The 23,517-nt window shown below is 67.8% G+C and carries 26 protein-coding genes and 1 pseudogene; 1 reads left to right on the top strand and 26 read right to left on the bottom strand.

All coding sequences use genetic code 11. The features are described from left to right. Positions 1–112 precede the first annotated feature (112 nt). The 9 genes from flgH to FVE89_RS24325 all read right to left on the bottom strand — a co-directional run bounded on the left by flgH (position 113) and on the right by FVE89_RS24325 (position 6,044). Positions 113–925: a flagellar basal body L-ring protein FlgH gene (gene flgH, locus FVE89_RS24365; RefSeq protein ID WP_246731165.1), complete on the bottom strand. Its 813-nt coding sequence runs from the start codon at positions 923–925 to the stop codon at positions 113–115. Further along, the gene (locus FVE89_RS24360; RefSeq protein ID WP_161392779.1) at positions 922–1,518 is read right to left on the bottom strand and encodes a MotE family protein; all 597 of its coding nucleotides are present in this window, start codon (positions 1,516–1,518) and stop codon (positions 922–924) included. The genes flgH and FVE89_RS24360 overlap by 4 nt, the downstream gene beginning before the upstream one ends. After that, a complete protein-coding gene (gene flgI / locus FVE89_RS24355) occupies positions 1,515–2,627 on the bottom strand; it encodes a flagellar basal body P-ring protein FlgI (RefSeq protein WP_161392778.1) in 1,113 nt (370 codons plus the stop codon). The genes FVE89_RS24360 and flgI overlap by 4 nt, the downstream gene beginning before the upstream one ends. Next, entirely contained in the window at positions 2,627–3,094 is a 468-nt protein-coding gene (gene flgA, locus FVE89_RS24350) for a flagellar basal body P-ring formation chaperone FlgA (RefSeq protein WP_161392790.1), read from the bottom strand. The genes flgI and flgA overlap by 1 nt, the downstream gene beginning before the upstream one ends. A gap of 43 nt (positions 3,095–3,137) precedes the next feature. After that, a complete protein-coding gene (gene flgG, locus FVE89_RS24345; protein ID WP_161392777.1) occupies positions 3,138–3,926 on the bottom strand; it encodes a flagellar basal-body rod protein FlgG in 789 nt (262 codons plus the stop codon). An 86-nt stretch (positions 3,927–4,012) separates the two neighbouring features. Beyond that, on the bottom strand, positions 4,013–4,345 hold the full coding sequence (locus tag FVE89_RS24340; protein ID WP_161392776.1) for a flagellar hook-basal body complex protein FliE: 333 nt from the start codon (positions 4,343–4,345) through the stop codon (positions 4,013–4,015). Next, a complete protein-coding gene (flgC, locus tag FVE89_RS24335) occupies positions 4,345–4,761 on the bottom strand; it encodes a flagellar basal body rod protein FlgC (RefSeq protein ID WP_161392775.1) in 417 nt (138 codons plus the stop codon). Before flgC ends, FVE89_RS24340 begins: the two co-directional genes overlap by 1 nt. Further along, positions 4,758–5,144, bottom strand: a complete 387-nt coding sequence (flgB, locus tag FVE89_RS24330; RefSeq protein WP_161392774.1) for a flagellar basal body rod protein FlgB — start codon at positions 5,142–5,144, stop codon at positions 4,758–4,760. The genes flgC and flgB overlap by 4 nt, the downstream gene beginning before the upstream one ends. A gap of 216 nt (positions 5,145–5,360) precedes the next feature. Then, a complete protein-coding gene (locus FVE89_RS24325; RefSeq protein ID WP_161392773.1) occupies positions 5,361–6,044 on the bottom strand; it encodes a response regulator transcription factor in 684 nt (227 codons plus the stop codon). A gap of 427 nt (positions 6,045–6,471) precedes the next feature. On the opposite strand from FVE89_RS24325, the gene FVE89_RS24320 reads away from it, so the two are divergent. Further along, positions 6,472–9,051, top strand: a complete 2,580-nt coding sequence (locus FVE89_RS24320) for a heparinase (RefSeq protein ID WP_161392772.1) — start codon at positions 6,472–6,474, stop codon at positions 9,049–9,051. 326 nt (positions 9,052–9,377) lie between these two features. On the opposite strand, the gene FVE89_RS24315 is transcribed toward FVE89_RS24320, so the two are convergent. The 17 genes and pseudogenes from FVE89_RS24315 to FVE89_RS31360 form a co-directional block, all read right to left on the bottom strand. After that, positions 9,378–9,827, bottom strand: a complete 450-nt coding sequence (locus tag FVE89_RS24315) for a hypothetical protein (RefSeq protein WP_161392771.1) — start codon at positions 9,825–9,827, stop codon at positions 9,378–9,380. Between the two features lie 6 nt (positions 9,828–9,833). Further along, positions 9,834–10,169: a flagellar protein FlgN gene (locus FVE89_RS24310; protein ID WP_161392770.1), complete on the bottom strand. Its 336-nt coding sequence runs from the start codon at positions 10,167–10,169 to the stop codon at positions 9,834–9,836. A 217-nt stretch (positions 10,170–10,386) separates the two neighbouring features. Next, the gene (locus tag FVE89_RS24305; RefSeq protein ID WP_161392769.1) at positions 10,387–10,875 is read right to left on the bottom strand and encodes a rod-binding protein; all 489 of its coding nucleotides are present in this window, start codon (positions 10,873–10,875) and stop codon (positions 10,387–10,389) included. After that, on the bottom strand, positions 10,872–11,387 hold the full coding sequence (locus tag FVE89_RS24300) for a hypothetical protein (RefSeq protein ID WP_161392768.1): 516 nt from the start codon (positions 11,385–11,387) through the stop codon (positions 10,872–10,874). Before FVE89_RS24300 ends, FVE89_RS24305 begins: the two co-directional genes overlap by 4 nt. 12 nt (positions 11,388–11,399) lie before the next feature. Further along, positions 11,400–12,146, bottom strand: a complete 747-nt coding sequence (fliR, locus tag FVE89_RS24295; RefSeq protein WP_161392767.1) for a flagellar biosynthesis protein FliR — start codon at positions 12,144–12,146, stop codon at positions 11,400–11,402. A gap of 5 nt (positions 12,147–12,151) precedes the next feature. Next, positions 12,152–14,242 carry a flagellar biosynthesis protein FlhA gene (flhA, locus tag FVE89_RS24290; RefSeq protein WP_161392766.1) on the bottom strand — a complete coding sequence of 697 codons (2,091 nt, stop codon included), beginning with the start codon at positions 14,240–14,242 and terminating at the stop codon, positions 12,152–12,154. 101 nt (positions 14,243–14,343) lie between these two features. After that, complete coding sequence (fliQ, locus tag FVE89_RS24285) at positions 14,344–14,610, bottom strand: flagellar biosynthesis protein FliQ (protein WP_161392765.1); 267 nt, start codon at positions 14,608–14,610, stop codon at positions 14,344–14,346. 14 nt (positions 14,611–14,624) lie between these two features. Continuing rightward, a complete protein-coding gene (gene flgD, locus FVE89_RS24280) occupies positions 14,625–15,056 on the bottom strand; it encodes a flagellar hook assembly protein FlgD (RefSeq protein ID WP_161392764.1) in 432 nt (143 codons plus the stop codon). 103 nt (positions 15,057–15,159) lie between these two features. Further along, complete coding sequence (flbT, locus tag FVE89_RS24275) at positions 15,160–15,582, bottom strand: flagellar biosynthesis repressor FlbT (protein ID WP_161392763.1); 423 nt, start codon at positions 15,580–15,582, stop codon at positions 15,160–15,162. Beyond that, the gene (gene flaF / locus FVE89_RS24270; protein WP_161392762.1) at positions 15,579–15,926 is read right to left on the bottom strand and encodes a flagellar biosynthesis regulator FlaF; all 348 of its coding nucleotides are present in this window, start codon (positions 15,924–15,926) and stop codon (positions 15,579–15,581) included. Before flaF ends, flbT begins: the two co-directional genes overlap by 4 nt. Before the next feature lie 89 nt (positions 15,927–16,015). Next, positions 16,016–17,080 (bottom strand): flagellar hook-associated family protein, encoded by a 1,065-nt coding sequence (locus FVE89_RS24265; RefSeq protein ID WP_161392761.1) that lies wholly within the window; start codon positions 17,078–17,080, stop codon positions 16,016–16,018. 4 nt (positions 17,081–17,084) lie between these two features. Then, entirely contained in the window at positions 17,085–18,536 is a 1,452-nt protein-coding gene (flgK, locus tag FVE89_RS24260) for a flagellar hook-associated protein FlgK (RefSeq protein ID WP_161392760.1), read from the bottom strand. Between the two features lie 25 nt (positions 18,537–18,561). After that, on the bottom strand, positions 18,562–19,788 hold the full coding sequence (locus FVE89_RS24255; RefSeq protein ID WP_161392759.1) for a flagellar hook protein FlgE: 1,227 nt from the start codon (positions 19,786–19,788) through the stop codon (positions 18,562–18,564). Between the two features lie 79 nt (positions 19,789–19,867). Continuing rightward, positions 19,868–21,187 carry a flagellar protein export ATPase FliI gene (gene fliI / locus FVE89_RS24250; protein WP_161392758.1) on the bottom strand — a complete coding sequence of 440 codons (1,320 nt, stop codon included), beginning with the start codon at positions 21,185–21,187 and terminating at the stop codon, positions 19,868–19,870. Between the two features lie 36 nt (positions 21,188–21,223). Further along, the gene (gene flgF / locus FVE89_RS24245) at positions 21,224–21,967 is read right to left on the bottom strand and encodes a flagellar basal-body rod protein FlgF (protein WP_161392757.1); all 744 of its coding nucleotides are present in this window, start codon (positions 21,965–21,967) and stop codon (positions 21,224–21,226) included. A gap of 1 nt (position 21,968) precedes the next feature. After that, positions 21,969–22,739, bottom strand: a complete 771-nt coding sequence (locus FVE89_RS31365) for a DUF1217 domain-containing protein (RefSeq protein WP_246731169.1) — start codon at positions 22,737–22,739, stop codon at positions 21,969–21,971. A gap of 267 nt (positions 22,740–23,006) precedes the next feature. Further along, a pseudogene (locus FVE89_RS31360) lies at positions 23,007–23,162 on the bottom strand (DUF1217 domain-containing protein); the annotation flags it as partial. Between the last annotated feature and the right edge of the window lie 355 nt (positions 23,163–23,517).

Here is a 23,517-nt window from a genome sequence, read left to right as displayed (position 1 = left end):
CAGGGCGCCGCCCTGCACCCGCAAAAGGCCGCAGACCTTTTGAAACCAGGACGATCCGGGACTTCCCGGAGCCGTCGATCGGATCGGGTCCACACCCCATCGACGACACGCCCTAGAACGGGGAAACGAGGTCGTAGACCTGTTGAACCACGGCCGGCTGCTGCACCTCCATGAGGCGTCCGCGGCCGCCGTAGGAGACCCGCGCCTCGGCGATCTTGTTGTAGTCGATCGTGTTGGTGCGCGAGATGTCCCGCGGCCGCACGATGCCGGCGATGTTCAGCACGCGCACCTCGTAGTTCACGCGCACCTCCTGGGAGCCGCTGATCATCAGGTTGCCGTTGGGAAAGACGTGCGTGACAACGGCCGCGACGGACAGGTTGAGCTGCTCCTTGCGGTCGATCGTGCCCTGCCCCTTGGTCGAGGTGTTGCCGTTGACCTCGTAGTGGTTCTTCGCTTCCGGCGTGAGACCGAACAGGTCGAGTTGGACGTCGAGGCTCGACTTGACCCGCGAATCGCGGGACCGATCGGTGGTGTTGTCGAACTGCGCCTTGTCGTTCATCGCGATCGTCACGGTGAGGACGTCGCCGACATTCTTGGCGCGCGGGTCCTGGAACAGGTCGGCGCTCTGCTGGGCCCAGGTCGAGTGGTAGCCCGCCGCCGCCGACGCGACGGCCAGTGGCGGCACCGCGTTGTGATTCGGATCGATGCCGTATCCCACGGGGCTCAGGGCCGGCGCCTTGCCGATCTCCTGGACCGGCGTCGCGCAGGCGCCGAGCGCCGTGAGCGCCGCGACGGCGGCGAGCGCTGCGCCCGAGCGCGCCGCCAGCCGGATCGTCTCCGATCCCCCGCGTTGGCCTCCCTTGCGGGCGGCACGCCGGCGCGCATCCGGATTGCCCTGCGGCGGGGTGCACACGAGCCGCTTCATCCTGACTTCTCGCTGTTCTGCGGGCGGCCGTCCCCCGTGTCCGAACGCGGCACGGGCGGCGCCTTGATGTCCTCATCGGGCCGGAACGGCACCGGCTCCTTCGGGGGCGTGTTGGTGATGACGTTGGCCAAGCGTGCGGCCCGGCCGGGATCCATCTCGTTCATGATCGCGCTGGCGACCCGCGGTTCGAGGCGGGTCAGGATCGCGGCCGCCGCCTCGCTGTCCATGGCGGTCAGCTGCTGGGAGGCGGCTTCGGGGCGCATCTTGGCGTAAATCGCCGTGACGCTCTCATCCGCCTTGGCGAGGAAGGCCTGCCGGCGCTTCAGCCAGGTCTCGTACTCGGCGCGCTTCGCCTCGAGCTGGCCGATCCGCGCCTCGACATCCTTGGCCAGCGCCGCGAGCGTCTCCTTCTGCCACGTGAAGCGGGCATCGGCGGCCGCGTTGGCGATGCCCGCGCAATATTGCGACGGCTGTGCCGGCTCCGCTTTCGCGTCGGCCGGCTTCTGCTGGGCGACCGCCGGGGCGACCGGCAGCGCTGCGGCAACCGCGAGAGCGAGGCCGAGCCAGCGGGACTTCCCAGTCGAGCCGGTCATTGGATCACCAGTTCCGCCTGCAGGGCGCCAGCCGTCTTCACCGCCTGGAGGATCGCAATGACGTCCGTCGGCTTCATCCCGACATTGTTCAGGCCGCGGATCAGGGTCTGGAGGTCGGGGCCCGACACGATGGCCAGCCGGGCCGTCTGCTCGCCCGCCTGGATGTCGGTCCGGGGCACCACCGTGGTCTGGCCGTCCGAGAACGGCGCGGGTTGCGACACCTGCGGCGACTCGGTGATGCGCACCGTGAGGTCGCCGTGCGTCACCGCTACGGTAGAGATCTGGACGTTCCGGCCGATCACGACCGTGCCGGTCCGCTGGTCGATCACCACCTTGGCGGGGATGTCGGGCTGGACCTGCAACTCGCCGATCTCGGCCATGAACCGTGTCCGCCCGACATGGCCGGGGCGGGACAGGACCACGGTGCGGTAGTCGCGCGGGCTCGCCGCCCGGTGGCCGTATTTCTGCAGCGTGTAGGCGTTGATCGCGTCCGCGACCAGGACGGCCGTCTGGTAGTCCGGGTTCTTCAGTTCGAGCGACATGCCCGGCAGGTCGCGGAACGTGCCGGCGACCGCCCGCTCCACCAGCGCGCCGTTGGGGATCCGCGCGGCCGTCGCCACGCCCGAGATCAGCGATTCGGCCTGGCCGGTGGCGCTGAAGCCCGAGACCACGAGGGCGCCCTGCGCCACCGCGTAGACCTGGCCGTCGCCCCCCGAGAGCGGCGTCATCAGCAGGGTGCCGCCGCGCAGGGAGGTCGCGTCGCCCATGGAATTGACCGAGACGTCGACCCGCGAGCCGGGCTCGATATAGGCGGGCAGATTCGCCGTCACCATCACGGCCGCGACGTTGCGGGTCCGCAGCCGCTGGTCGCGCACGTTGATGCCCAGCCGGTCGAGCATCGATTGCAGGGATTGCTCGGTGAACTGTGAATTGCGCAGCGTGTCGCCGGTGCTCTGCAGGCCGGTGACCAGGCCGTACCCGACGATCTGGTTGTCGCGCACCCCCTGAAGCGCGGCGATGTCCTTGATTCGCGTCGCCGCCGCGGGGGCCGGCCAGAGGGAGAGCCCGGTCAGGATCATCCCGGCCAGCAGGAGGAAGGACCTGCGCATCACGGCTGCCCGGTCCGGACGCGGCCGTCCGGCAGGACGATGCCCTGGACGACCCGCCCCGTGGCGGTGTTGCGGACGCTGATGGGCTCGTTCACGGCAGCGTTCGCCAAGGCGGTGCCCTGGGTCGAGATCGTGACGCCGTGCTCCTCGAACACGATCACGGTGGGCGCGCCGCGGGTCACGAGCTTCGCCTCCTCGAGGGCGATCGACGGGATCGTCTCGCCGGGCAGGAGCGTGCGCCGCGCGATCTTGCCGACGGCCCGCGCTGCCGAATCGACGATCGGCTGGCGCGGCCTGTAATTTTCCGGAAACGTCTGGTCGCGCAGCATCGTCGGCTTGATGACGTCGCCCGCGTAGATCGTCGCGACCGGCACCGGCAGCACCTGATCCGCCGCCGCGGCGGGAAGTGCGGCGAGGCCGAGCGTCCAGGCGGCGAACACCCGAGCGGCGCCCAGGGCCCGGGTCATCCGCGCCGCGATCCGCACGGGGTGAGCGTCTCGGGTCATGATCTTAGCGGATGCCCTTCGAGATCGTGCCGGCCATCTCGTCGGCAGCCTGGATCACCTTCGAGTTCATCTCGAAGGCCCGCTGGGCCGAGATCAGAGTCGTGATCTCCCGGACCGGATCGACGTTGGAATTCTCCAGGTAGCCCTGCTGCACCTTGCCGAAGCCCGGATCGGCGGCGAAGCCGGTCACCGGCAGGCCGGAGGCCGCCGTCTCGCGGTACAGGCCGTTGCCCAGGGGCTCGAGCCCGGCATCGTTGGTGAAGTTGGCGAGCTGCAGCTGACCGATCGTCTGCGGCATCTGCTGGCCGTCCACCTTGACCATGACCTGCCCGGTCTCGTTGATCATCACGTCGACGGCGTTCTGCGGAATGATGATCGCGGGATCGACGCTGTAGCCCTCGGCCGTCACCAGGCGACCGTCGGCATTCTTGTTGAAGGAGCCGGCGCGGGTGTAGTTGATCTCGCCGTTCGGCATCGTGACCTGGAACCAGCCGCGGCCGTTGATCGCCAGATCGAGGGGGTTGGTCGTATTGGTGAGCGGGCCCTGCCGATGCAGGTTCCGAATCGCCGTGTTGCGGACGCCGAGGCCCAGCATGGCGCCTTCGGGAATCGCCCCCTCACCGGCCTGGATCGGCACGCCCGCGGGGCGCTCCGCCTGGTAGATCAGGTCCTTGAACTCCGCGCGCGCCGCCTTGAACGCCGTCGTGTTCAGATTCGCGATGTTGTTGGCGATGACTTCGACGTTCAGCTGCTGGGCGTTCATGCCCGTGGCCGCGATGGCGAGCGCTCTCATGATCAAGTCCTTGCCGGAAAAGGGGGGATCCGTGTTCGGGTGCCGGCGGCGCGCGGCCCCGAATCGGGCGTGCCGCGGCGGCCGCGTCAGATCGCCATGCGGACGATCTCGAGATAGGCGGAGACGACCTTGTCGCGGATCGCCACCGCGGTCTGGAGCGTCTGCTCGGCCGACATCACGGCCTCGACCACCGATTGGGTCGAGGCCTTGCCCTGGATCCCGGCGATCGCGGTCGCCTCACCGGTCTTCACCGTGTCGCGCATCTGGCCGGCGACCTGCGTCATGAGATCGCCGAAGGTGGCGGCGCCCGCCGTGGGGGCTGCCTGCCGAACTCCCGGCATCGCCAGGCCGAATTCGCCCGGCCCGAAGACGGAGGTCTTGTCGGAGGTGCTTGCGAGGGCTGCGAGAGTTTGGATCATCACGGCCTCAGGAGTTCGATGATGCCGGAGACCATCGCGCGGGTCTGCTTGATCATCTGCAGATTGGCCTCGTACGAGCGGTTCGCCTCGCGCATGTCGGCCATCTCGATCAGCATGTTCACGTTCGGCATCTTCACGTTGCCGTTCTGATCCGCCGCGGGATTACCGGGATCGTACTCGACCTTGAACGGCGCCTTGTCCTCGCCGATCTGGCGGACCGCCACGGCCGCGGTCCCCGAAGCCCGGTCGAGGGCCGTGCGGAACGTGATCGTCTTGCGGATGTAGGGATCCGAGCCCGCCGTCTGTCCGGTGGACTGGGCGTTGGCGATGTTTTCCGCGATGACGCGCATCCGCTCGGACTGCGCGCCCATGCCGGAGCCGGCGATTCGCGAGGAGGCGACCAGGGGATCGATCATTGGCCGGACTTCACGCTCATCGCCAGCATGCGGTTGAAGGACTTCACGATGCCGCCGTTGAGGGCCTGATCCCGGCTCACCTCGCCGGCCTTCATCAGCTGCTCCTCGAGGTTCACCGAGTTGCCGGAATGCACCACGTCCCAGCCGTCCGAGGCCGCCGCCCGGGCGGGCCGCGCGCTCGGCCCGTCGATCTCCAGATGGCCGGCATGGGTCGCCGCCATCGACAGCGCCGTCTTGTTCAGCACGTCCCGGAACGGGGTCAGGTCCCGGGCCTGGTAGCCCGGCGTGTTGGCGTTCGCGACGTTGCCGGCGATCACGGCCTGGCGGGCCGTGAGGTGCTGCAACTGCCGGGAGGCGAGATTGAACAGAAAGATCGGGTTCATGACCTGTCGGCTTTCCGGCTTGGCAAGGACGGCGGCAGGGCAGCCCCGGATCCGGGAACCTGTCCCTGACCGCCGCGTTGAATGGACGGTCCGCTACAGCGTGGCTTTTGCCTGTCGGCGGATCTTTGCGCGGGCTGTCTTGTCCGAAGCTTGCGGAGGCGTGCCGCCGGCCGCCCGGGGCCGCCCGTCGCACGACCGCAGCGGCGGCCCGGCTCCTCAATTCACGAAGGCATAGCCGAGATAACGCCGCACCTCGATCGGGTCGAAGCTGAGCTTCTGCCGCAGCTTCTTGCGAAGCTTGCTGATGTGGCCCTCGATCACGCTCTCGTCGACATCGTCGGTGAAGGCGCCGTAGACCGCATTGAACACCTGCTCCTTGGTCATCCGGCGCCCCCGGTTCCGGACCAGGAACTCGAGGATCTGACGCTCGCGGCGCGGCAGCACGATCTTCTCCCCGTCGATATCCGGGTCGCGGCCGTCGAAATACACCTTCAGCCGCGCGGTCCGGTCCATCACGGCCGTGTCCTTGGCCGCCTCGCGCTGCGAGCGCCGCCACACGGCCTCGGTCCGGGCGAGGATCTCCCGGACATGGACCGGCTTGCGCACGACGTCGTCGATGCCGGCCCTGAAAAGCTGCAGCGTCTCGCTCAGGCAGCGGGTCTCGATCATCGCGATGATCGGCGCGCGCGACCGCCTCTGGATCAGATCCGGCCAGTCGGACCGCTGGTCGCCATCGCCCAGCAGGAAGCCCTGAACCGCATCGAGGTCGGTCGAGGGTGCGGTCTGCAGCCAGTCTTCAAATTCGGAAGACAGCAACCCAACCGAAGAAACACCCTCCCTATTGAAACTGGCGACATATCCTTCCGTGACGATTGGTCTATCGTCCACAACGACGTACATTGTCACCCAGCTCCTTCCGTTGCGTTCGAGTACATGGATTGGATAATGCTTTGAGCGGTAGAATTCTTAACTGCTGGTTCACGCTCACCCAGGTCGCTGATTGGGTCAACAATTTGTCAGGTCCCGTGCCAGATCACAACCGATCGCATGAGGTCAAAAAATTTAGACTTGACCGCAATATCGACGGTGGTTTGAGGCAAATTTTACAGATCTCTATGGTCCATGGACAAAACAAATTTGCCATGCTGCGGTGCCGCACCACCGATCACCTGCTGCCCGGCCGACGCTGATCCTGCGAGAATTGCCAGACCCGATGCACGAACAACACGCTCTTCCGCCCGCATCGGTGCGGGCGGACCCGGGGGCTGCGCCTTTCGCCGGGGGCCATGTCGTCGGCAACAGGAATCGGTGGTCCCGGATCGCTCTCGTGTTTTCCGGCCTCGCCGCCGACCAATGGTATGAGTTCAGCGCATGCATGATCTGCGCGGCTGCGGAGACGGCGGCCGCCGCCAAGGATTTCGCGGCGATCGGCTTCGCGTTCCTGGCGCAGGACCGGTCCGAGGTCGATTTCGCCCATGTCCCGGGCCTGGCCCGAACCTCCATGGATGCGCATGGCGACTGGATCGCCGGCCCCGCCCGATCCGGGGACGGCGCCGGCGCGCGCGCGCGCCTCATCCGGCGCCGCTTCCTCCTTCCGGCGCCCGCCGCGGAGGTGACCGTCGTCATCCGGAGCTGGCGCAACGCGCAGCCGTTCCGGATCGTCGATCCGGAGATCCGGCCGGCGGGACCTGCCCCGGGAAACCGGGGGGCCGGGACGGCGCCGCAGGGCCGGCTGACGCGGGACGGGCGGATCGCCCTCGGGTCCAAGCCGGTCTGGTTCCGGCACGGCCTCGTTCCGGGCCGATCCCTCGTGCTCAAGGGGCAGGTGATCGTGGGGCAGCTGGCCGTGGGGCAGGCGATTGCGGGGGGGCGGACGGAAGGGGCCCTCGCCCGGATCGCTTTCCGGGACGCGGCGGGCGACCCGATCCCGCCCCCCTACCCCGGCACCCTGGCCACGCTGGCGGTTCCCGCCTTCCTCGACATCCCGGTGCATCGGCAAGCCTACCGCTTCACCCTGAAGCTGACGCCGCCGCCCGGCGCCGCGACGCTGTCGGTCGGCTTCGCCGCCTGGGACGAGGGCTCGGACCTCGCACTGGCCGGCGTGCCGGACGTCCTGCTCGACGACGACCTGCGGCTGGCGGATTTGGCGGACGACACGAATCCAGGGGCCGCGGCCTTCCTGAACCGGTTGCTCGGCCGCATCGGCGGCTCCCCTGCGGAGAGCGGCTCCGGCGCGCCTTCGATCCGGCCCTACCTCAATTCCGCCGCCCTGGCGGAGCGGCCCTCCCCGCTGCGCGGCTTCGCGCGCCTGCGGGACGGACCCGATGTCTGCGTCCTCGCCGACGGCGCGGTCCGGATCGCGCCCCATCCCGCCTGGGCGCTGCCGGACGTCCCGGGTTGGGCGGCCGACCCGTTCCAGTCGCGGGCTTGGCGCCTGGCCTTCCAGTCCCTGGCCTGGGCCTGCGGCGGCGCCGAGAGCCAGGACCCCGCGGTCCGGGCCCGGGCGGTGGCGGCGGCGCTCTCCTGGTCGCGGGCGAATCCCTGGGGCCGGCCCGCCGATAGCCTCAGCCTGCACCCCGCCTGCATGGCGCTGCGCCTGGAAGCGCTGCTCGGTCTCCTCGCCGCCGCCGCGCAGGATGCGGAGGACGGGTCAGCCGTCGAGATCCTGGGGGGCGAGGTCGTCCGGCATGCCGCCGCGCTGGCGGAGATCCTCGCCCAGCACACGGTGGCGGGCTCGCCGCTGGAGGTCCAGGTCGCCGCCGCGCTGCTGGCGGCGGGCCTCGCCCTCCCATCCTTTCCGATGGCCCGACACTGGATCGGCCTCGCGACGATCGCGCTCCGGCGCGGCTTCGCGGCGCTGATCGATCCCGAGGGGGGCATCGCGGAGCCCTCGTATCACCGCCGCCTGGAGATCCTCACCCTCGCGCTCGTCCTCATGCCGATTCTGAACGCCCGGCCGGATCTGGCCGACTTGGCCGACTTGGCCGACTTGGCCGCCCTGGCCGGACTCCTGGACGAGCGGGTGCCGAGGGCCTGGGCCGGCCTCGCTGCGCTGTTCGAGCCGGACGGCACCCTGCCCCCCTTCGACGACGCGCCGGACCATCCCGACCGCGTCGGCTGGCTGAGACGGCTGGCGGCCTCGCGGGCGCGCCCCGCGATCGGAGCGCCGGCCACCCCCGCGCGAGCGTCGGACGGCGCCGCGGCCCGCCCCGTCAGGTCCGGGCGGCTTGGTGTCCTCAGCCTGCGCCGGCCGGATGACGGATCTGGATGGGCCGCCTTCACGGCGGATTTCTCCGAGCAGGTCCATCCGCAGGATCATCGGGACTGCACCGCCTTCACCTTCGCGGCGGGGGGCTTTCGCTGGATCACGGAGGGGGAAGGGCGGCATCTGCCCGCGGCGCGGGCGCATAACGTCGTGGTTCCGGATGGCCGCGAGCCCGGCGCCGGCGCGGGGCTCGCTCAGGCGCCGGTCCGCCTGGGCGACGGCGTTCTGCACCGCATCGAGACCAGCGTTCACGGACCCGACTACCAGCATGTCCGCGCCTTCGTCCTGCTGGAGGATCTCTCCGGCATCGCCGTCCTCGACCGGTTCGTGACCGGGGACCGCCCCCTCTCGACCGAGGGGTTCCTGCACTTCGACGCCGCCGCGGCGGTCGCCCTCGACGCATCCCAACGCGTCTTCGCCCTGCATGGGGAGCGGCGGCTGCATATCGTGCCGCACGCGATCACCGGTCGATTCGGTGACCTCACGGTACGCTGCGGCCAGGCCGGAACCGTGCTGCGATATGGTCTTTCGGGCGTACGCTGCGTCGCTGGCGGCCTGTTGATCGCCGCATCCCCGGAGAGTCTGGCTCGATTGGCCGGCGCGGTCGAGGAGGAGGCGGTCCGGCGCGCCCTGGCGGACTGACCGCCGGGCGCCGGGCCGCGAAGGCTTCGCCCGGGCGGTCAACCATTTCGCATGGGATACGACACAGGACCGGGCGACCGTTGATCGGCCGTCCAACCCACCGCCTCAGTTTCCGGCTGAGCTTCCGAAGCGCAGTGACTTCTGGACACCGTCCGCGAGGCCTGCGGACGCGCTCGCCTGGACTGCGGTGGTCGGGTGGGACCACCCGATGGGTCTACCGCGGCGTACGGCAGTGGACCGAGGACCCTCCGGCCGAGAAGGCTCTGCGCTTGTGCTTCGACGCGCTCCATGGCGCCGGACCGGTCTCCACTTCGGCGGAGTGCGCCCTAGCTGCGGATGTCCTTCTTCGTGACGAAGTTGAAGTTCTCGATCATCACGTCCTTGACGACTTCGGACCCCAGTCGCTCATTCACCCGCCGCTTGATCTCCTCCAGCCGCTTGTTGAGGTCGTATTTCTTGAGATTGCGGAAATCGAGATCGCCGTCGCCGTAGATCTGCCGGAACGACTCGTCCATCACGAACGGCGCCGGGGTCACGTTCATGCCCTTGATCAGGTGCGAATCGGCCGTGAAGATCATCGTGGCCATGACGTAGCCCTGAACGCTGCCCTCCGCGATGACCGGGATATTGAGGGGCTTCAGCTTCTGGTAGGTGAGACCCTCGAGGTATTCCTCGGCCTTCGGCTTCGGCAGGGCCGGCATCCAGGTGATCACCGCGAAGCTGGACAGGACGGTGATCGCGCAGATCCAGAGGCCGGTGATGACGATCCGGGCCATGGGCGGTCACTCCTGATAGCGCAGGGTGGCGGAGTAGGTGCCGTCGGATTCCGCGCTCTGGATCATGGTGGAAACGATGTCCGAGACCTCCTGCATGGCGCGCAGGTGGATGCCGAGGAGTTCGTGGTTGCGCCTGAGTTTGACGCGGACCCGTTCCAGGCAGTCGATCTCCTCGGGCTTGAGCTGCGCGGGATCGACGGCTCGGCCGAGGCGCGCGAGTTCCACCAGGCTCTGGCTCTTGCGACGGTTGAAGTCGTCCTGATCCTGCAGGTCATGCGCCGTAAGCGCGGCGGTCTCGGCATCGATGATCGTTTCGAGGCGGCTCAGGGATGACAGCAGCATGGTCCGTGTCCGTTGCGGGGCTCAGCGCGCTCCGCCGAAGTGGAGACCGATTCGGCGGAGCGCGCCGAACGAGGAACTCGGAGCCGCTCGGACCGCGATTCGGTCGGGAACGGCGCTAGAGCGCGCTCCGCCGAAATGGACGCCGGTTCGGCGCAAGAGAGCGCGTTGGAACAAAGGCCTAGAGCCGTGCTCGATTGCAACGCGATCGGGCACGGCTCTAGGCCTTCGTCCGCGCCTTGAGCGCGGGATCCGGGGCGCCGGCTTGGGCGGTACCGGGATGCGCGGCGTCGATCATCCGGGCGATGCCGACCCCGCCCGCCTTGGCGAGCTGGGCGCCGAGCTGTTCCGCCAGCATCGACCGCCAGATCGATCCGGCATTGCCCTTGCCGAACACCGCCGAGGCCCCCTGGGGCAGCATCGATTCGACGAAGCTCTGCAGGACGAAGGCTTCGAATTGCTGGGCCGGCGTCCCCTTGGGGCCGGGGGCCGCCAGGGTCGCGGCGGTCCGGAACCGGGTCAGCACGGTGTCGGCGCTCGGCTGCGCCATGGCGGGGATGCCGGCCCGCCCGGCCGAAGCCGTGCCGAGCGCGTCGGCGAAGGTCGCGGGGGAGCCCTGCGACAGCTTGGTCACGGCGGCCTGATAGCGGACCGGATCGGCGGCGCGCGCCACGTCGAGGACGATATCGGAGGGGGGTTGGACGCTCACGGCGTGCTCGTATCCGGATGGGTGGGGCCGTGGCTCATCCGGTCCTCGGGACCGGCCGGGCTCGTCGCGGCCGCGGAAACATCGGGTTCATCCGCCCCCCTATCCGACTTGGCTGGCGGGAGGCTTGCCTCGACGGCGGCGGACAGGAGGTCGAGCCGTTCGGCCCAGTCCCGCCTCTCCCTATCCCGCTCATGCTCGGCTTCGAGGCGCCCGACCCATTGCTCGGTCCGCTTGTGCTGCGTGGCCCGGTCGAGGAGCTGCCGCGCCCGGACGTCACGCTCGGCGCGCGCTTCCTGGGCGGTGACCGCGAGGGTCTTCAGGCGGTGGAGCGCGGTGGCGCGGAGCGGCTCGTGAAACGCCGAGGCTTCGTTGAGCGCGTGAATCAGATCCGCCTGAGCCGTATCGGCCGCGCGGACCCGGCGCTCAACGGCGGCGAGCTCCCGCTCGGCGAGCTGGCGCATCCGGTCCTGCACGCGGAGGATCCGCGTCGCCCGGTCGAGTCGCGACGGCATCCCGGTCTCCCCTCAGCCCCATTTCAGCCAGTGCTCGTAGGTCAGGATGAACTGCGCGATCATGTCCTTGTACAGGAACATCAGCAGCAGCATGCCGCCGAAGAGGACGAACGGCGTCGCGATGAAGAAGACCGGGATCTGCGGCGTCAGCTTGTTGGCCAGTCCCATGGCGAGGTTCACCATCACCGAGTAGATGACGAACGGGCTCGTGATCCGCGCGGCCATGACGAAGGCCTCGGAGATCCGGTCGACGAAGCCCGCCAGCATCGGCCCCGACCCGAACGGGACCCCGGGCGGGATGCGGTCGTAGGAGGCGACCAGGCCGCGAAACAATTCCCAGTGCAGGTCCATGGCGAAGATCAGGATCGTCGCCCCCATGGTGATCAGCGAACCGGCCAGCGAGGCCCCCTCAGTCTCGGCCACCGGATTGCCCGGAATGCCGCCGAGGCCGATCATCGTCGCCAGGGCGGTCGCCATGGTCTCGAGGGCGAAGTAGAAGGCCCGGCCGAAGAAGCCGATGGCGAGACCGGTGAGCGTCTCGCAGCCGATCCACCATAGGGTGTCGGCCGGCACGGAGTCGCGCAATTGCGCGCTGAACTTCGGCAGGAGCAGCGGCGACACCGCCAGGGTCACCGTCAGGGCGACGAAGAGGCGGACGCGCTGCGCCACCCTCTGGCTCGACAGGCCCGGGGCGACCATCAGGCAGCCGCCGACCCGGCAGAAGATCATGAATATGCCGAGCAGCGTCTCCGGGATCATGCGGATCAGGAGATCGTGCCGAGGGACTTGATCTCGACGCCCCGGGCGATCTCGACATGCGACAGCACGGGGATCGTCGGGAAGAGGCGCTCGATGATCATCCGCACGTAGCCGCGCACCTCCGGCGCGGTGACCAGGGCGAATTTATGGGATGTCTTCATGTGGGCGCGAATCGCCTCCGCGGCCTCCACGCCGAACTGTTCGATCAGCCGCGGGTCCATGTCGATCTCCGCCACGTCGCCCTTGGCGTCGCGCTTCAGGGCCTGATGGAAGCTGAGATCCCACCGGCTCCCGAGGCGCAGGACGCTGAGCACCCCGTTCTCGGCGATGTCGCCGCAGATCTGCTGCGCGACGCGCAGCCGGACGTGCTCGGCGATCTGCTCGGCGCGGCGGGCATGGGGGACGATCTCGGCGATCGCCTCGATGATCAGGTGCAGGTTGCGGATCGAGACCCGCTCGGCGAGCAGCAGCTTGAGCACCGCCTGCAGGCCCGAATACGAGATCTGCGACGGGCAGATGTCGTCGACCAGCCGCCTGTACTCCGGATCGAGCCGATCGATGAGCATCCGCAGGTCCTTGTAGGACAGGAGCTGCGGCAGGTTGTTGCGGATGACCTCGCTGACATGGGTCAGCATGACCGAGTTGCAGTCGATGGGGCTGAAACCTTCGCGCCTGGCCTCCGGGGCGTAGGCCTCCGGCACCCAGACGGCCCGCATGCCGAAGGCCGGCTCGCGCACCTCCTCGCCCGCGATGGTGGGCAGCGGCCCGTCGCCGACCACGATCAGCATCTCCCCGGGGCGTACCTGCTGCGCGGCCACGACGGTCCCGTGGATGGCGATCTCGTAGTTCTTGCTCGGGACGGTGTTCGCCTCGACCAGCTTGATGTCGGGAACCACGAATCCGTATTGCTGCGCGAATTTCCGGCGCATCCGGCCGACCCGGTGGGCCAGCTCCTGCCGGGCGCCCTGGATCTGCACGGCGAGGTGCTTGCCGAGCCGCAGCTCGATCTCGGCGGTCTTGAGCGATTCCTTGACGGCCTCGCTCTCGCGGCTCTCCAGCAGGCGCTGCTCCTCCCGGGCCTGCGCCTCGGCCTCGACCTTCGATTGCGCGTCGGCGATGCGGCGCGGGATCAGGTAGGCGATCGTGGACATCAGGGCGCCCAGGAGCGCGAAGGGTACGAACGGCATCCCCGGCATGATCGCGAAGACGCCCATCATGCCGGCGGAGACGAACAGCGCCCGCGGATAGGCGCCGAGCTGACCCACGATCGCCTGCTCGGCCGTGCCCTTCGTGCCGCCCTTCGAGACCAGCAGGCCCGCGGCCAGCGACACGATCAGGGCCGGGATCTGCGCGACGAGGCCGTCGCCCACCGAGAGCTTGGTGAAGACGTCGGCCGCCTTCGCCAGCGGCAGGCCGTGGCGGGTGACGCCGATGATGATCCCGCCGAAGATGTTGACCGCGATGACGATCAGGCTGGCGACCGCCTCGCCGCGCACGAATTTCGAGGCGCCGTCCATGGAGCCGAAGAAGGCGCTCTCCTCCTCCATCTCCTGCCGCCGGCGCTGCGCCTCCTTCTCGTCGATGAGGCCTGCCGAGAGATCGGCGTCGATCGCCATCTGCTTGCCGGGGATCGCGTCGAGGGTGAAGCGCGCTCCGACCTCGGCGATGCGGGTGGCGCCCTTGGTGATGACCAGGAAGTTCACCGTGATCAGGATGGCGAACACCACCAGACCGATCACGAAATCGCCGCCCATGACGAACTGCGAGAAGCCCTGGATCACGTGGCCGGCCGCGTCGACGCCCGCGTCGCCGTTGGACAGGATCAGGCGCGTGGTCGCGATCCCGAGCGCGAGGCGCAGCAGGGTCGCGATCAGGAGGATCGTCGGGAAGGACGAGAATTCGAGCGGCTTCCGGATCCAGAGCGCCACCATCAGGATCAGGACCGAGAAGGCGATGGAGAGCGCCAGCCCGATATCGATCAGCATCGCCGGGACGGGCAGGAACAGGACCGCGAGGATCGCGATGATCCCGATCGCGAACCACACATCCCGCCGGACCTTGCTCTCCGGCGCCAGCGCTTCGACGGCCGCTGCCACGCTTCCAACCCTCTCCGTGTGGAGGCCGCTTCTGGCTCAGCAAGCTTGCGCCTGGGTTGCGCCGTCCCCGCCCGGGCGGGACGTCCGGTTCGCGCGACGTCTCAGAAGCCGGAGACGATCCGGCCGTAGACCATCTCGGTGAAGGCGTAGATCTGGCCCCCGACGAAGGATCCGGTGAGGATCATCACGACGAGAACGACCACGATCTTCGGCACGAAGGTGAGGGTCACCTCTTGAATCTGCGTCAGCGCCTGGAACAGGGCGATCAGGATCCCCACCAGCATGGCGGCCCCGACCGCCGGCCCGGATGCGACGATGATCGTCCAGATGGCGGTGCGGACGAGTTCCAGGGCGTCGATCTCGTTCATGGCATCGAAGGGCGCTACGACACGGTCATGCCGGGCGCGTAGGGCACGTCCTTGCCGCTATCGAGGTGCGCCACCAGCCCGTCCTTGGTCATCTGGACCGACGTGACCGTTCCGGTCGACTTCTGGTCCGCCGAGGTGACGGTGCGGCCGACGAGGTTCCCGGCCTCGGACATGGTCGACGAGGCGAGCAGCGCATCGAGCTTGCTGTTCATGTTGACGCTCTGCTCGACCTGCGAGAACGTCGCCAGCTGGCTCATATATTCCGTCGACTTGATCGGGTCGGTCGGATTCTGGTTCTTCATCTGAGCCAGGAGGAGGTTGAGGAAATTGTCGTAGTTCAGGGTCGTCTGCTTGGCTGCGGACGCCTTCTTGTCGGCTGCGGCCTTGGCGGCTGCGTCTGCCGCCCCAGTCGAAGGTCCGGTGTTGTTGGCTAATGGCACGGACATGACTCGATCTCCCTCCGATATGGCTGTTCGGACGCTGGGTGTGGCTCCCGCCGGGATGCGCGCCGGCGCGGCGGAAAGCCCGTCAAAGCGAGGTTTCGCGTCTTCAGGCGACCCGGTGGGTGATCGCGCCCGCGTTCCCGGAGGATTGCGAACCGTCCGCCTCGAACAGGCCCCGCAGGATCCGCAGGACCTCGAAGGGCCGGCCGGCCGTCAGGAAGTTCCTGGCCACTGCCAGAGCGGACGTCACGTCCGGGCCGGGATCGCTCGCGACGATCGCGCTGTCGACCTCGGCGTAGGCGTTTCGGACCCGATCCGCGTTGCTGGGATCGATCAGCATGGCCTGCGCGATGAAATAGAGCTGGCGGATCGGCGTGGTGGCCTGCTCCGCCTGCAGCACATGCGCCTCCATGAGGAACGTGGCGTCGTTGAGCAACTCGATCGTGACCTTGCGGTCGACTCGCAGGACGGCGCCGTTGATGAAGATCCGCTCGTTGCCGCGCAGGCTCAGATTGATCGACCGGCTCATTGCAGACCGTCCCGGACGAGGGTGTTGACGTAGATCAGGGCCTCGAACCCGGCCGCGTCCCCGCGCAGGATCTGATCGGCGCGGCTCATGTTCCAGAGGCCGATGGAGATCAGGTCCGCCCGCAGTTGCGTCGGCAGGGCGTTCTCGGGATTGGCGAGATCGTCGATCAGCAGGCTCCAGAGGCGCTGCAGGAAGCTGGTCGCCTCCTGGCGGACCTCCGGCGTCGCATCGGCCCCCGCGGCCCGCTTCATCAGTTCGATGGCCCGGTCGAAGGCCTCGCGTTCCCGCTCACGCGCGAGCGCGGGCGATTCGTCCATGATCTCCGCGTAAGACGCGCCGTACATCGCAGGAATGCCTCTTGTGTCGATTCGGTGTGCGGTTTCAGCACGGGCCCTGTCGTGTCCGCGCCATTTCAGTTCAGGATGGGTCTATCTTACCGGACGTAATCCATCAGGCTCAGTTTGTTGACCTGATTGGTCAGCGAGTAAGAGATCTCCAGCTGCGTGGTCAGATTCTTGACGCGCGCTGCAGCCTCGATGGGGTCGCCGTACTCCAGATTTTTGACGCCTTCCTGCAGGATATTCTTCTGAATACCCATCTGCGTTCCGACGGTCGTGATGCGGGCCTGGACGGCGCCCACATCCGCCTGGATCCCCGTGACCCCCCAGGTCGCCGAGCCGGCGAGGCTGCGCAGCTTGTCGTAGACGACGGCCTGCGTGGTCGAGGACAGGCTCGGAAGGCCGATCGAGGAGCCCAGCGAGTACAGCATCGCCAGCTGCCGCAGAGGCTGGACGTTGGCGCTGACGGAGGTGTTCACCGTCTCGTTGCGGGCGATCTCGCTGCGGACCGGCGTGTCGGACGCTGTCGACCAGTTCTTCCACGCCGTGTTGGAGAAGAGCGCCGCGAACGGGCCGCCATCCGCGAGGAACTCCTGCATCTGCGTTGGGGTGATGGCGCTCGAGCCTGGCTGCGTGCCGGGCTCGAAGCCGAACTTGGCCTTGAACGCGTCCACGAAAGCCTGCTTGGCGTCCGACGTTCCCGAGGTCGTCTCGTAATCCTTGATCGGCACCTGGGCGGTATTGATTCCACCGAACAGGTATTGGCCGCCCGTCTGCGTGTTCAGCTCACCGATCAACGCCGTGAGCTTGGAGGATGCAGCCTGCGCGATCGTGGTCGCACTGGTGTCGTTCAGCTTGCCGGGCGTCAGGGTCGCCATGAAGGCCTCCCCGTCCGACCGGACCCGGTCGAGCGCTTGGTAGGCGCTGTTGACGCGGACGTTCGTCAGCCCGTTGCGCGTCACCTGCGCGTCGATCTCGTCGAGGCCCTGACGGAGGTCGAGGGTGAGCCCGGTCCGATAGCCCAGCTCGAGGCCGACATCGGCGTACCGCCCCTCGTTCGTGCTCTCCGAATTGGCCTTGTCGAGATCCGCCTGCAGGCGGTTCATCGTCGAGCGCGGCGTGTTCAGGAAGTTGACCGTCGAGATGAAGGTCGTCTGCATGGCACTACCTCACCGCATCGAGGAGGGATTGGAGCATCGCATTGACCGTCGCGATGAGCTTGGCCGAGGCCGCGTAGGATTTCTCGAGCTGGAGCATCGTCGCGACCTCGTCGTCCCGGTTCACGCCGGTGGCATTCGAGAGCGCCGTGGAGGTGCGACTCAGGACAGCCGATTCGGTATCGACCTGGGCCGAGGCTGCCTTGCGCGCGGCCTCCAGCCAGCTGGCCGAGGCCTGGGCGGCCGTCATCACCGAGGCCGGATTCGGAAGCTCCGAGCTGGTCGGAAACGACTGGTCCGCCCGCAGCGTCGTCTGGAGCGCACGCAGATGGTCCGAGAAGGCGGCGGCGCCCGTCGTGTTGTACTGGTAATCCGTCCCGTTCATGCCGCCGTCCCGCAGGGTGAACGGGTCACCCCCCTGCTCCGGATCGGCCTTCGCGTTCACGCGGATGCTGGCCGCGAGCCCCACCGTGTTTGCCGGCAGGGGCGGTCCGCCGGCATAAGTCAGCAAGCCTGCCAGGGCTGGCTTGGTCGGGTCGTTCTTGTTCGTCTCGGCGAGCGCGCTGATCACCCCGCCGGCGAGCGCGTCGAGCTGGTTCTGGTAGGTGACCGCGACCTCGTCGCGCACCGTCATCTGCCCGACGATGCGCCCGGTCTGGAGCGGCATCAGCGATTTGCTGCCGGTGACTTGCACGCCGTCGATGAACACCGCGTTGCCCGCCGTCCCGGGCGCGAAGGCCGACGTAGGCTGGAAGGTCACGGGCCGCGCGATCTTGTCGAAGAGCGGCGAGCCGTTGTCGGCGTAGATCGCCATGTCGTTGTTGGCCCGGACCACCGTGGTGATGCCGAGTTCCTGCGATAGCTTCGCCAGGATTTTGTCGCGGTTGTCCAGCGCATCACTGATGTCGGTCCCGGTGACGGTTCCGGTCATCACCGCCTTGTTGGCCTTGTCGAACTGCGTCAGCAGGTCGTTGATCGTCTGGACGGAATTGTTGATTTCGTCATCCGCGTTCTTGCGCGCGGACTGGACCGTGGTGCTGGCCTGGTTCAACGTCCGGGCCAGATCCTTCGCGGCGGCGACCGCGGCCTTGGCGAGATTCTGATCGTTGGGTTGATTCGCGGCGTTGCTCAGCGCCTGGTCCAGGGTACCGACCTTGGCGGCCATGGAGCCGTCCGCCTCCGTGTCGCCGACCGTTTGCTCCAGGCTCTTCAGGCCGTCGAGGATCGCCTGGCGCCCGGCCAGATCCGACGTGCTGTTAATCATCTTGTCGAACAGGGCCGTGTTGCTGACCCGGTTGACGACGACCCGGACGGGCCCGTCCGTCGTGACCAGCGACGCGACCTTGCGCGAATAGGACGCGTCGCCGACCCCCGCGACGTTGCGCGACACGGTGTCGGTCTGCAGCCCGTTCGCCGACAGCGAGCCGCGCGCGGTGTTCAGGGCAACGGAAAGACTCATCCCGCCTGTCCTCTCGATCCTCGACTCAGCGCTTCAGGTTGACGAGGGTCTCGAGCATCTCGGTGCCGGTCTGGAACACCTTCGAGTTGGCGCCGTAACTGGTCTGCGAGGCGATCATGGTCGAGAGTTCGTCGCCGAGATCGACTGTCGATTGCTCGAGACTGCCCGAGAGGATCGAACCGCGACCACCGATATTGGGAAAACCGGTCTGCACCGGCCCGGAGGTGGCGCTCAGATCGTAGACGTTGCCCGCGCGCGGGGTGAGATTGTCCGGGCTCGGCACCGTCGCCAGCGGGATCTTGTAGGCCGCCTTGCGTGAGCCGTCCTCGTAGACCGCGTAGACCGTTCCGTCCGTAGCGATGTCCGTGCTCTTGACTGCGCTCGGCAAGTTGCCGTCAATCGCCGTCGTTTCCATGCTGTAATCGCCCGCGTTCTGCGTGATGGCCGACAGATCGAGGGTGAAGGGTTGGCCGTTTGGCACGTTCCAGCTCAGTTTCGGGGCGCTGGTCGGTTTGCCGCTTCCGTCGAAGGTCATGGGAACGGACGCGAGCTGCTTGCCCTTGGTGGTCGCGGTATCGCGGCTGAAGGCCGCGGCCGTCCACTGGCCGTCGCCAGTCTTCAGGAAGTTGATGTCGACCACTGACGGACGACCGGCGTCGTCGTAAGTCGTGATCGAATAAGGCTTCGTATAATTGGTGGCAGAAATGGGCGCCGTGCCGTTCGGAGCGTCGATGTACAGGTTGCCCGCCAATGTTCCGGCCGTCGAGGGGCTCGTCTTGCCTGACAGGTTCGACATGTTGACCGGCTCAAGGCCGTCATAGCTGTTCAGCGAGACTTTCGGGTCGCCGTTGGCGAGACTGTAGCCCTGCAGGGTCATGCCGGCGGCATTCACCATGTTGCCCGTCGGGCCATCAACGACGAAATTGCCCGCCCGGGTGAGGTGCGGGGTGCCGCCCCGGTCCTTCACGATGAAGAATCCTTCCCCGTTGATCGCCATATCGGTGCTGGAGGTCGTCTTCTGCGTCGTGCCCTGGTTGCTGGAGCCGCCGATCCCGTACCGGACGGTCGTGGTGACCGAGCCGGCATTGTACGAGCCGGCGCTCGAATCGGTCAGCATGGAGGAGAACTGCGTGTTGCCCCGCTTGTAGCCGACCGTGTTCTGATTCTGGATGTTGTCCGCGACGACGCCAAGCCGGTTCGTCTGCGCGTTCATTCCGGACACACCGGCGTTCAGCACCCCGTACAGACCCATGGTCGGAACTCCTCATCGAAAAACTTGGCTGAACTCAGATCAGGGTTCGCTTGCGCGAGGCTTTCCCCGCCGGCGCGCGTCAGCCCCGCAGGGCGTTGGCGAGGTCCAGGAAGGCGTCGTAGCTCTCGGGCTCGCTCGGATCCTGCCGCAGGGCGGCGTAGATCTTGGGGATCAGCGCGACCGCCTGATCGAGTTCGGGGTCGGTCCCCGCGTGATAGCCGCCCATCAGGCGCAGGTCCCGGGAATCCTCGAAGCGGGCGATCATGCCCTTGAGCGTGCGCACCAGTTCGCGCTGCTGCGGCGTCCAGACCAGATCGGCGAGGCGCGAGATCGAGCCGAGCAGGTTGATCGCCGGGTAGCGCCCCTGGTCGGCGATCGCCCGGTCGAGCACGATATGCCCGTCCAGCGTCCCGCGGATGCTGTCGGCCACGGGATCGTTGTGGTCGTCGCCGTCGATCAGCACCGAGAACACGCCGGTGATCGTGCCCCCGCCCTCCAGGCCCGGCCCGGCCCGTTCCAGCAGGCGCGGCAGGTCGCCGAACACGCTCGGGGGATAGCCCCGCGCCACCGGCGGCTCGCCCGCCGCGAGGGCGACCTCCCGGGCCGCGTGGGCGAAGCGGGTCACCGAATCGACCATGAGCAGCACCGACTGGCCCTGATCGCGAAAATATTCCGCCACCGCGACGGCGAGCTTCGGCGCCTGCCGGCGCATCATCGGGCTCTCGTCGCCGGTCGCCACCACCACCACCGAGCGCGGCCGGCTCGCCAGGATCGGGCCCTCCAGGAACTCCCGAACCTCGCGCCCGCGCTCGCCCACCAGGGCGACCACCACGGCGTCGAAGCCGGCACAGCGGGCGAGCATCGACAGCAGCGTCGACTTGCCGACGCCCGAGCCCGCGAAGATGCCGATGCGCTGGGCCGCGCAGAGGGGGGTGAACAGGTCGATCGCCCGAACCCCGGTCCGCAGCGGCTGGTCGACCCGCCCCCGGCGCATGGCCGGGGGCGGATCGGCGTCGAGCGGCATGGCCCGCTCGCCCCGGGGCAGCGCGCCCTTCCCGTCGATCGGCTGCCCGAGGGCGTTGATGACCCGGTCCTTCCACCCCTCGCAGGGCCGGGGCGCGGTCGCCGCCACCCGGTAGGCCGGCGACCCGAGACCGGCCTCGATCCGCCCCTCGAAGGGTTTGAGGATCACGCCGTCCTCGTCGATCCGCACCACCTCGCCGTCCAGCGGACGCCCCGCCGACTCGATCCGCATGCGGTCGCCGAGCCGCAGCAGCGGCGTGGCGATGCGGATCCGGCAATGGCCGAATCCGATCTCCCGCACGGCGCCGCCGACCCGGACGAGGGGATGCTCGTCCCGGTCCTCCAACCCCGCGGCGAGGCGATCCAGCGCGTTCATGGCGATCCCCGCAAACCCTCGCTCCGATCCGGCGGCCTACGAGCCCGACCCGACGAGCCCGCGGATCGCGTCCTGGAGCGAGGATTCCGATTCCGACACGGCCGCGGCTGCGCTCTGGAAGGTGCGGGTGAGCTCGATCAGCCGCGCCATCTCCATGACCGGATTGACGTTGGCCCCCTCCTGGAAGCCCTGCTGCACCCGGACCGTGGTCTCGCCGCGCTGGTTGAAGTCGAGGATCGGCACCCCCGGCCGGTCCGACGCCACCGCGCCGCCGGCGACGCGGGTCAGCGTCGCGGCCGGGTCGAGGCGGAACACGCCGAGCGCGCCGATCTGGTTGACGCCCTGGGTGATGATCCCGTCCGCGCCGATCGTGATCGACGGTCCCTCCGGGTCCACCGTCAGGGGCGATCCGCCCGGGTCCAGGATCGGGCGTCCGCTGAGATCCTGCAGGTCGCCGGCCGCCGAGATCTGCATGCGGCCGTCCCGGGTGTAGACCGTGCCCTGGGCCCCCCGCACCGCCAGCCAGCCGTCGCCGTTCAGCCCGACATCGAGGGGCGAATCGGTCTTGGTCAGCGGGCCGGCCCGGCGCGACAGGAAGGTGTCTCCCGGCGTGGCGAAGGCGACCTCGCGCTTGCCCGCCTGCGACAGGATCGTCCCGAACTTCACCTCCTCGGCGCGGTAGCCCGCCGTCCCCAGATTGGCGACGTTCGTCGCCACCGTGTTCAGGCGCTGCTCGAGCGCCAGCTGGGCCGACAGCGAGACGTAGAGCGACGACTGCATCTCAGAACCCCCCGCGGATGTTCTGCAGGCTGAGCAGCACGTCCGAGTCGAGGGCGGGAACGGAGTTGGTCAGCAACGCGAAGGCCGGCTGCGGCGCCGCGTTGTTCTTGGAATCCCACAGGAGCGTGAAGCGCTTGATGAACTGGTCGAGCTTGGCCGGATCCTTGAAACTCGCGAGATCGACCTTGCGCTCGATCAGGCGGGCCTGTGTGTCGATGCTGCTCTTGGCCGATTCCGGGGGCAGGCCGACCGCCGTCCGCACGACTTCGGCCAGGGCCGGATCGGCCAGCAGGCCGTAGGCGGATTTCACGCTGCCGACCTTGCGCCGGAAATACAGGGCGAGCCGCGTGCCCTCGTTATCCGCGCCGGCATCCGTCTCGATGGACTGTTGGATGTAGGCGTTGACCGTCGCCGTCTGCGCGTCGTCGCGCAAGGCCTTGAACTTGTCGAGGAAGGCGTTGAGCGTCTTGCCATCGCGGAGGCTCGCGACGTCGAGCTTCTGGCTGATCAGCTTGATCTGCTCGTCGGGCGCGCGCGCGGTCAGGTCGCCGGGAAGAGCCAGGACGGATCCGATGGCGCCGGCGAGGGGCGGGTCGTAGACGATATCCTTCACGGAATTCACCGCCTTGAGCTTGGTGCGGGCGTAATCCGTCAGCTTGGCGATCTCCGCGTCGGAGGCCGAGTAGGTCCCGGCCGAACGGTAATAGGGGTCGATGATCGCTTTCCGGCCCGCCTGCCGGCCCGCCCGGTATTGGTCGAACACGTCGACCATCCGCCCGGGATCCTGGAACGTCGTCGCGTCGAACTTGCCCTCGATCTGCCGAGCCTGCGTCCAGGCATCGTCGTCCGCCGAGGCGGGGGGCAGGCCGATTGCGGTCCGGACGAAGGCCGATACCTTGGAATCCGCGGCGATGTCGTCGGCGGTCTTGATGTACTGCATGATATTCTGAATGTAGCTCGCCGTATTTTCCGTGTCGTTATCGTATTCGATTTTCCTTTCCTGCAATGTCTTGACCCCACCGATCTGGTCGATCAGAGCCTGCGTCTCATCGTCCAGTTTCACCGGTTTGCTCGGATCGTTGCCGTACTCCCTGAAATTGAACGCCGCTGCGAGATCCTGGTACCGGGAATCCTGCAGGCGATCGGCCAGGACATGTCCGTTGGCGTCGGCCTCGCCAGTCAGGACCTTCCGCATGAAGCCCTTGTTGGGGATCGCATCTTCCAGCCCATAAGCCTTCATGGCGAAGGTGTAGAGGCGCTGGTTGCCGAGGAAGTCGTCGATCGTCTTGACCTTGCCGATATTGTCCTGAAAATACTGAATTTCTTTTTTTACATCTGATTGTGAAGATTTCCTGGTTACGGTTGTCGCGTAATTTGAGGTTAATATCTTGTAATCCGTGAAGGTCGAAACCATAGCCTGCGCCCTTCATCCGAGCATATTATGGGGATCTCTGAACGCTATCTTGACAGGGACTCGCCGGAATCGAAAGGCTGAATGTGCGTCATGTTGGGAATTCTGCTCCAGCCTTGCGCAAGCTTCGCGCTCTAGG

Source organism: Methylobacterium sp. 2A (assembly GCF_009806555.1).
Lineage (GTDB): Bacteria > Pseudomonadota > Alphaproteobacteria > Rhizobiales > Beijerinckiaceae > Methylobacterium.
This window is presented reverse-complemented; position numbering and strand designations above follow the sequence as displayed.

Bases quoted from the DNA above. Each gene is read 5' to 3' on its own strand.
- flbT (WP_161392763.1), bottom strand. From the start codon at position 15,582: ATGAGCCGGTCGATCAATCTGAGCCTGCGCGGCAACGAGCGGATCTTC.
- flgI (WP_161392778.1), bottom strand. From the start codon at position 2,627: ATGCGCAGGTCCTTCCTCCTGCTGGCCGGGATGATCCTGACCGGGCTC.
- FVE89_RS24255 (WP_161392759.1), bottom strand. From the start codon at position 19,788: ATGGGTCTGTACGGGGTGCTGAACGCCGGTGTGTCCGGAATGAACGCG.
- FVE89_RS31365 (WP_246731169.1), bottom strand. From the start codon at position 22,739: ATGGTCGACGTGTTCGACCAATACCGGGCGGGCCGGCAGGCGGGCCGG.
- FVE89_RS24360 (WP_161392779.1), bottom strand. From the start codon at position 1,518: ATGACCGGCTCGACTGGGAAGTCCCGCTGGCTCGGCCTCGCTCTCGCG.
- flgF (WP_161392757.1), bottom strand. From the start codon at position 21,967: ATGCAGTCGTCGCTCTACGTCTCGCTGTCGGCCCAGCTGGCGCTCGAG.
- flgH (WP_246731165.1), bottom strand. From the start codon at position 925: ATGAAGCGGCTCGTGTGCACCCCGCCGCAGGGCAATCCGGATGCGCGC.
- FVE89_RS24315 (WP_161392771.1), bottom strand. From the start codon at position 9,827: ATGGCCCGGATCGTCATCACCGGCCTCTGGATCTGCGCGATCACCGTC.
- FVE89_RS24265 (WP_161392761.1), bottom strand. From the start codon at position 17,080: ATGCAGACGACCTTCATCTCGACGGTCAACTTCCTGAACACGCCGCGC.
- flgC (WP_161392775.1), bottom strand. From the start codon at position 4,761: ATGATCGATCCCCTGGTCGCCTCCTCGCGAATCGCCGGCTCCGGCATG.
- flgA (WP_161392790.1), bottom strand. From the start codon at position 3,094: ATGACCCGGGCCCTGGGCGCCGCTCGGGTGTTCGCCGCCTGGACGCTC.
- flgK (WP_161392760.1), bottom strand. From the start codon at position 18,536: ATGAGTCTTTCCGTTGCCCTGAACACCGCGCGCGGCTCGCTGTCGGCG.
- FVE89_RS24325 (WP_161392773.1), bottom strand. From the start codon at position 6,044: ATGTACGTCGTTGTGGACGATAGACCAATCGTCACGGAAGGATATGTC.
- flgB (WP_161392774.1), bottom strand. From the start codon at position 5,144: ATGAACCCGATCTTTCTGTTCAATCTCGCCTCCCGGCAGTTGCAGCAC.
- fliQ (WP_161392765.1), bottom strand. From the start codon at position 14,610: ATGAACGAGATCGACGCCCTGGAACTCGTCCGCACCGCCATCTGGACG.
- FVE89_RS24310 (WP_161392770.1), bottom strand. From the start codon at position 10,169: ATGCTGCTGTCATCCCTGAGCCGCCTCGAAACGATCATCGATGCCGAG.
- fliI (WP_161392758.1), bottom strand. From the start codon at position 21,187: ATGAACGCGCTGGATCGCCTCGCCGCGGGGTTGGAGGACCGGGACGAG.
- fliR (WP_161392767.1), bottom strand. From the start codon at position 12,146: ATGATCCCGGAGACGCTGCTCGGCATATTCATGATCTTCTGCCGGGTC.
- FVE89_RS24300 (WP_161392768.1), bottom strand. From the start codon at position 11,387: ATGCCGTCGCGACTCGACCGGGCGACGCGGATCCTCCGCGTGCAGGAC.
- flgD (WP_161392764.1), bottom strand. From the start codon at position 15,056: ATGTCCGTGCCATTAGCCAACAACACCGGACCTTCGACTGGGGCGGCA.
- flaF (WP_161392762.1), bottom strand. From the start codon at position 15,926: ATGTACGGCGCGTCTTACGCGGAGATCATGGACGAATCGCCCGCGCTC.
- FVE89_RS24340 (WP_161392776.1), bottom strand. From the start codon at position 4,345: ATGATCCAAACTCTCGCAGCCCTCGCAAGCACCTCCGACAAGACCTCC.
- flgG (WP_161392777.1), bottom strand. From the start codon at position 3,926: ATGAGAGCGCTCGCCATCGCGGCCACGGGCATGAACGCCCAGCAGCTG.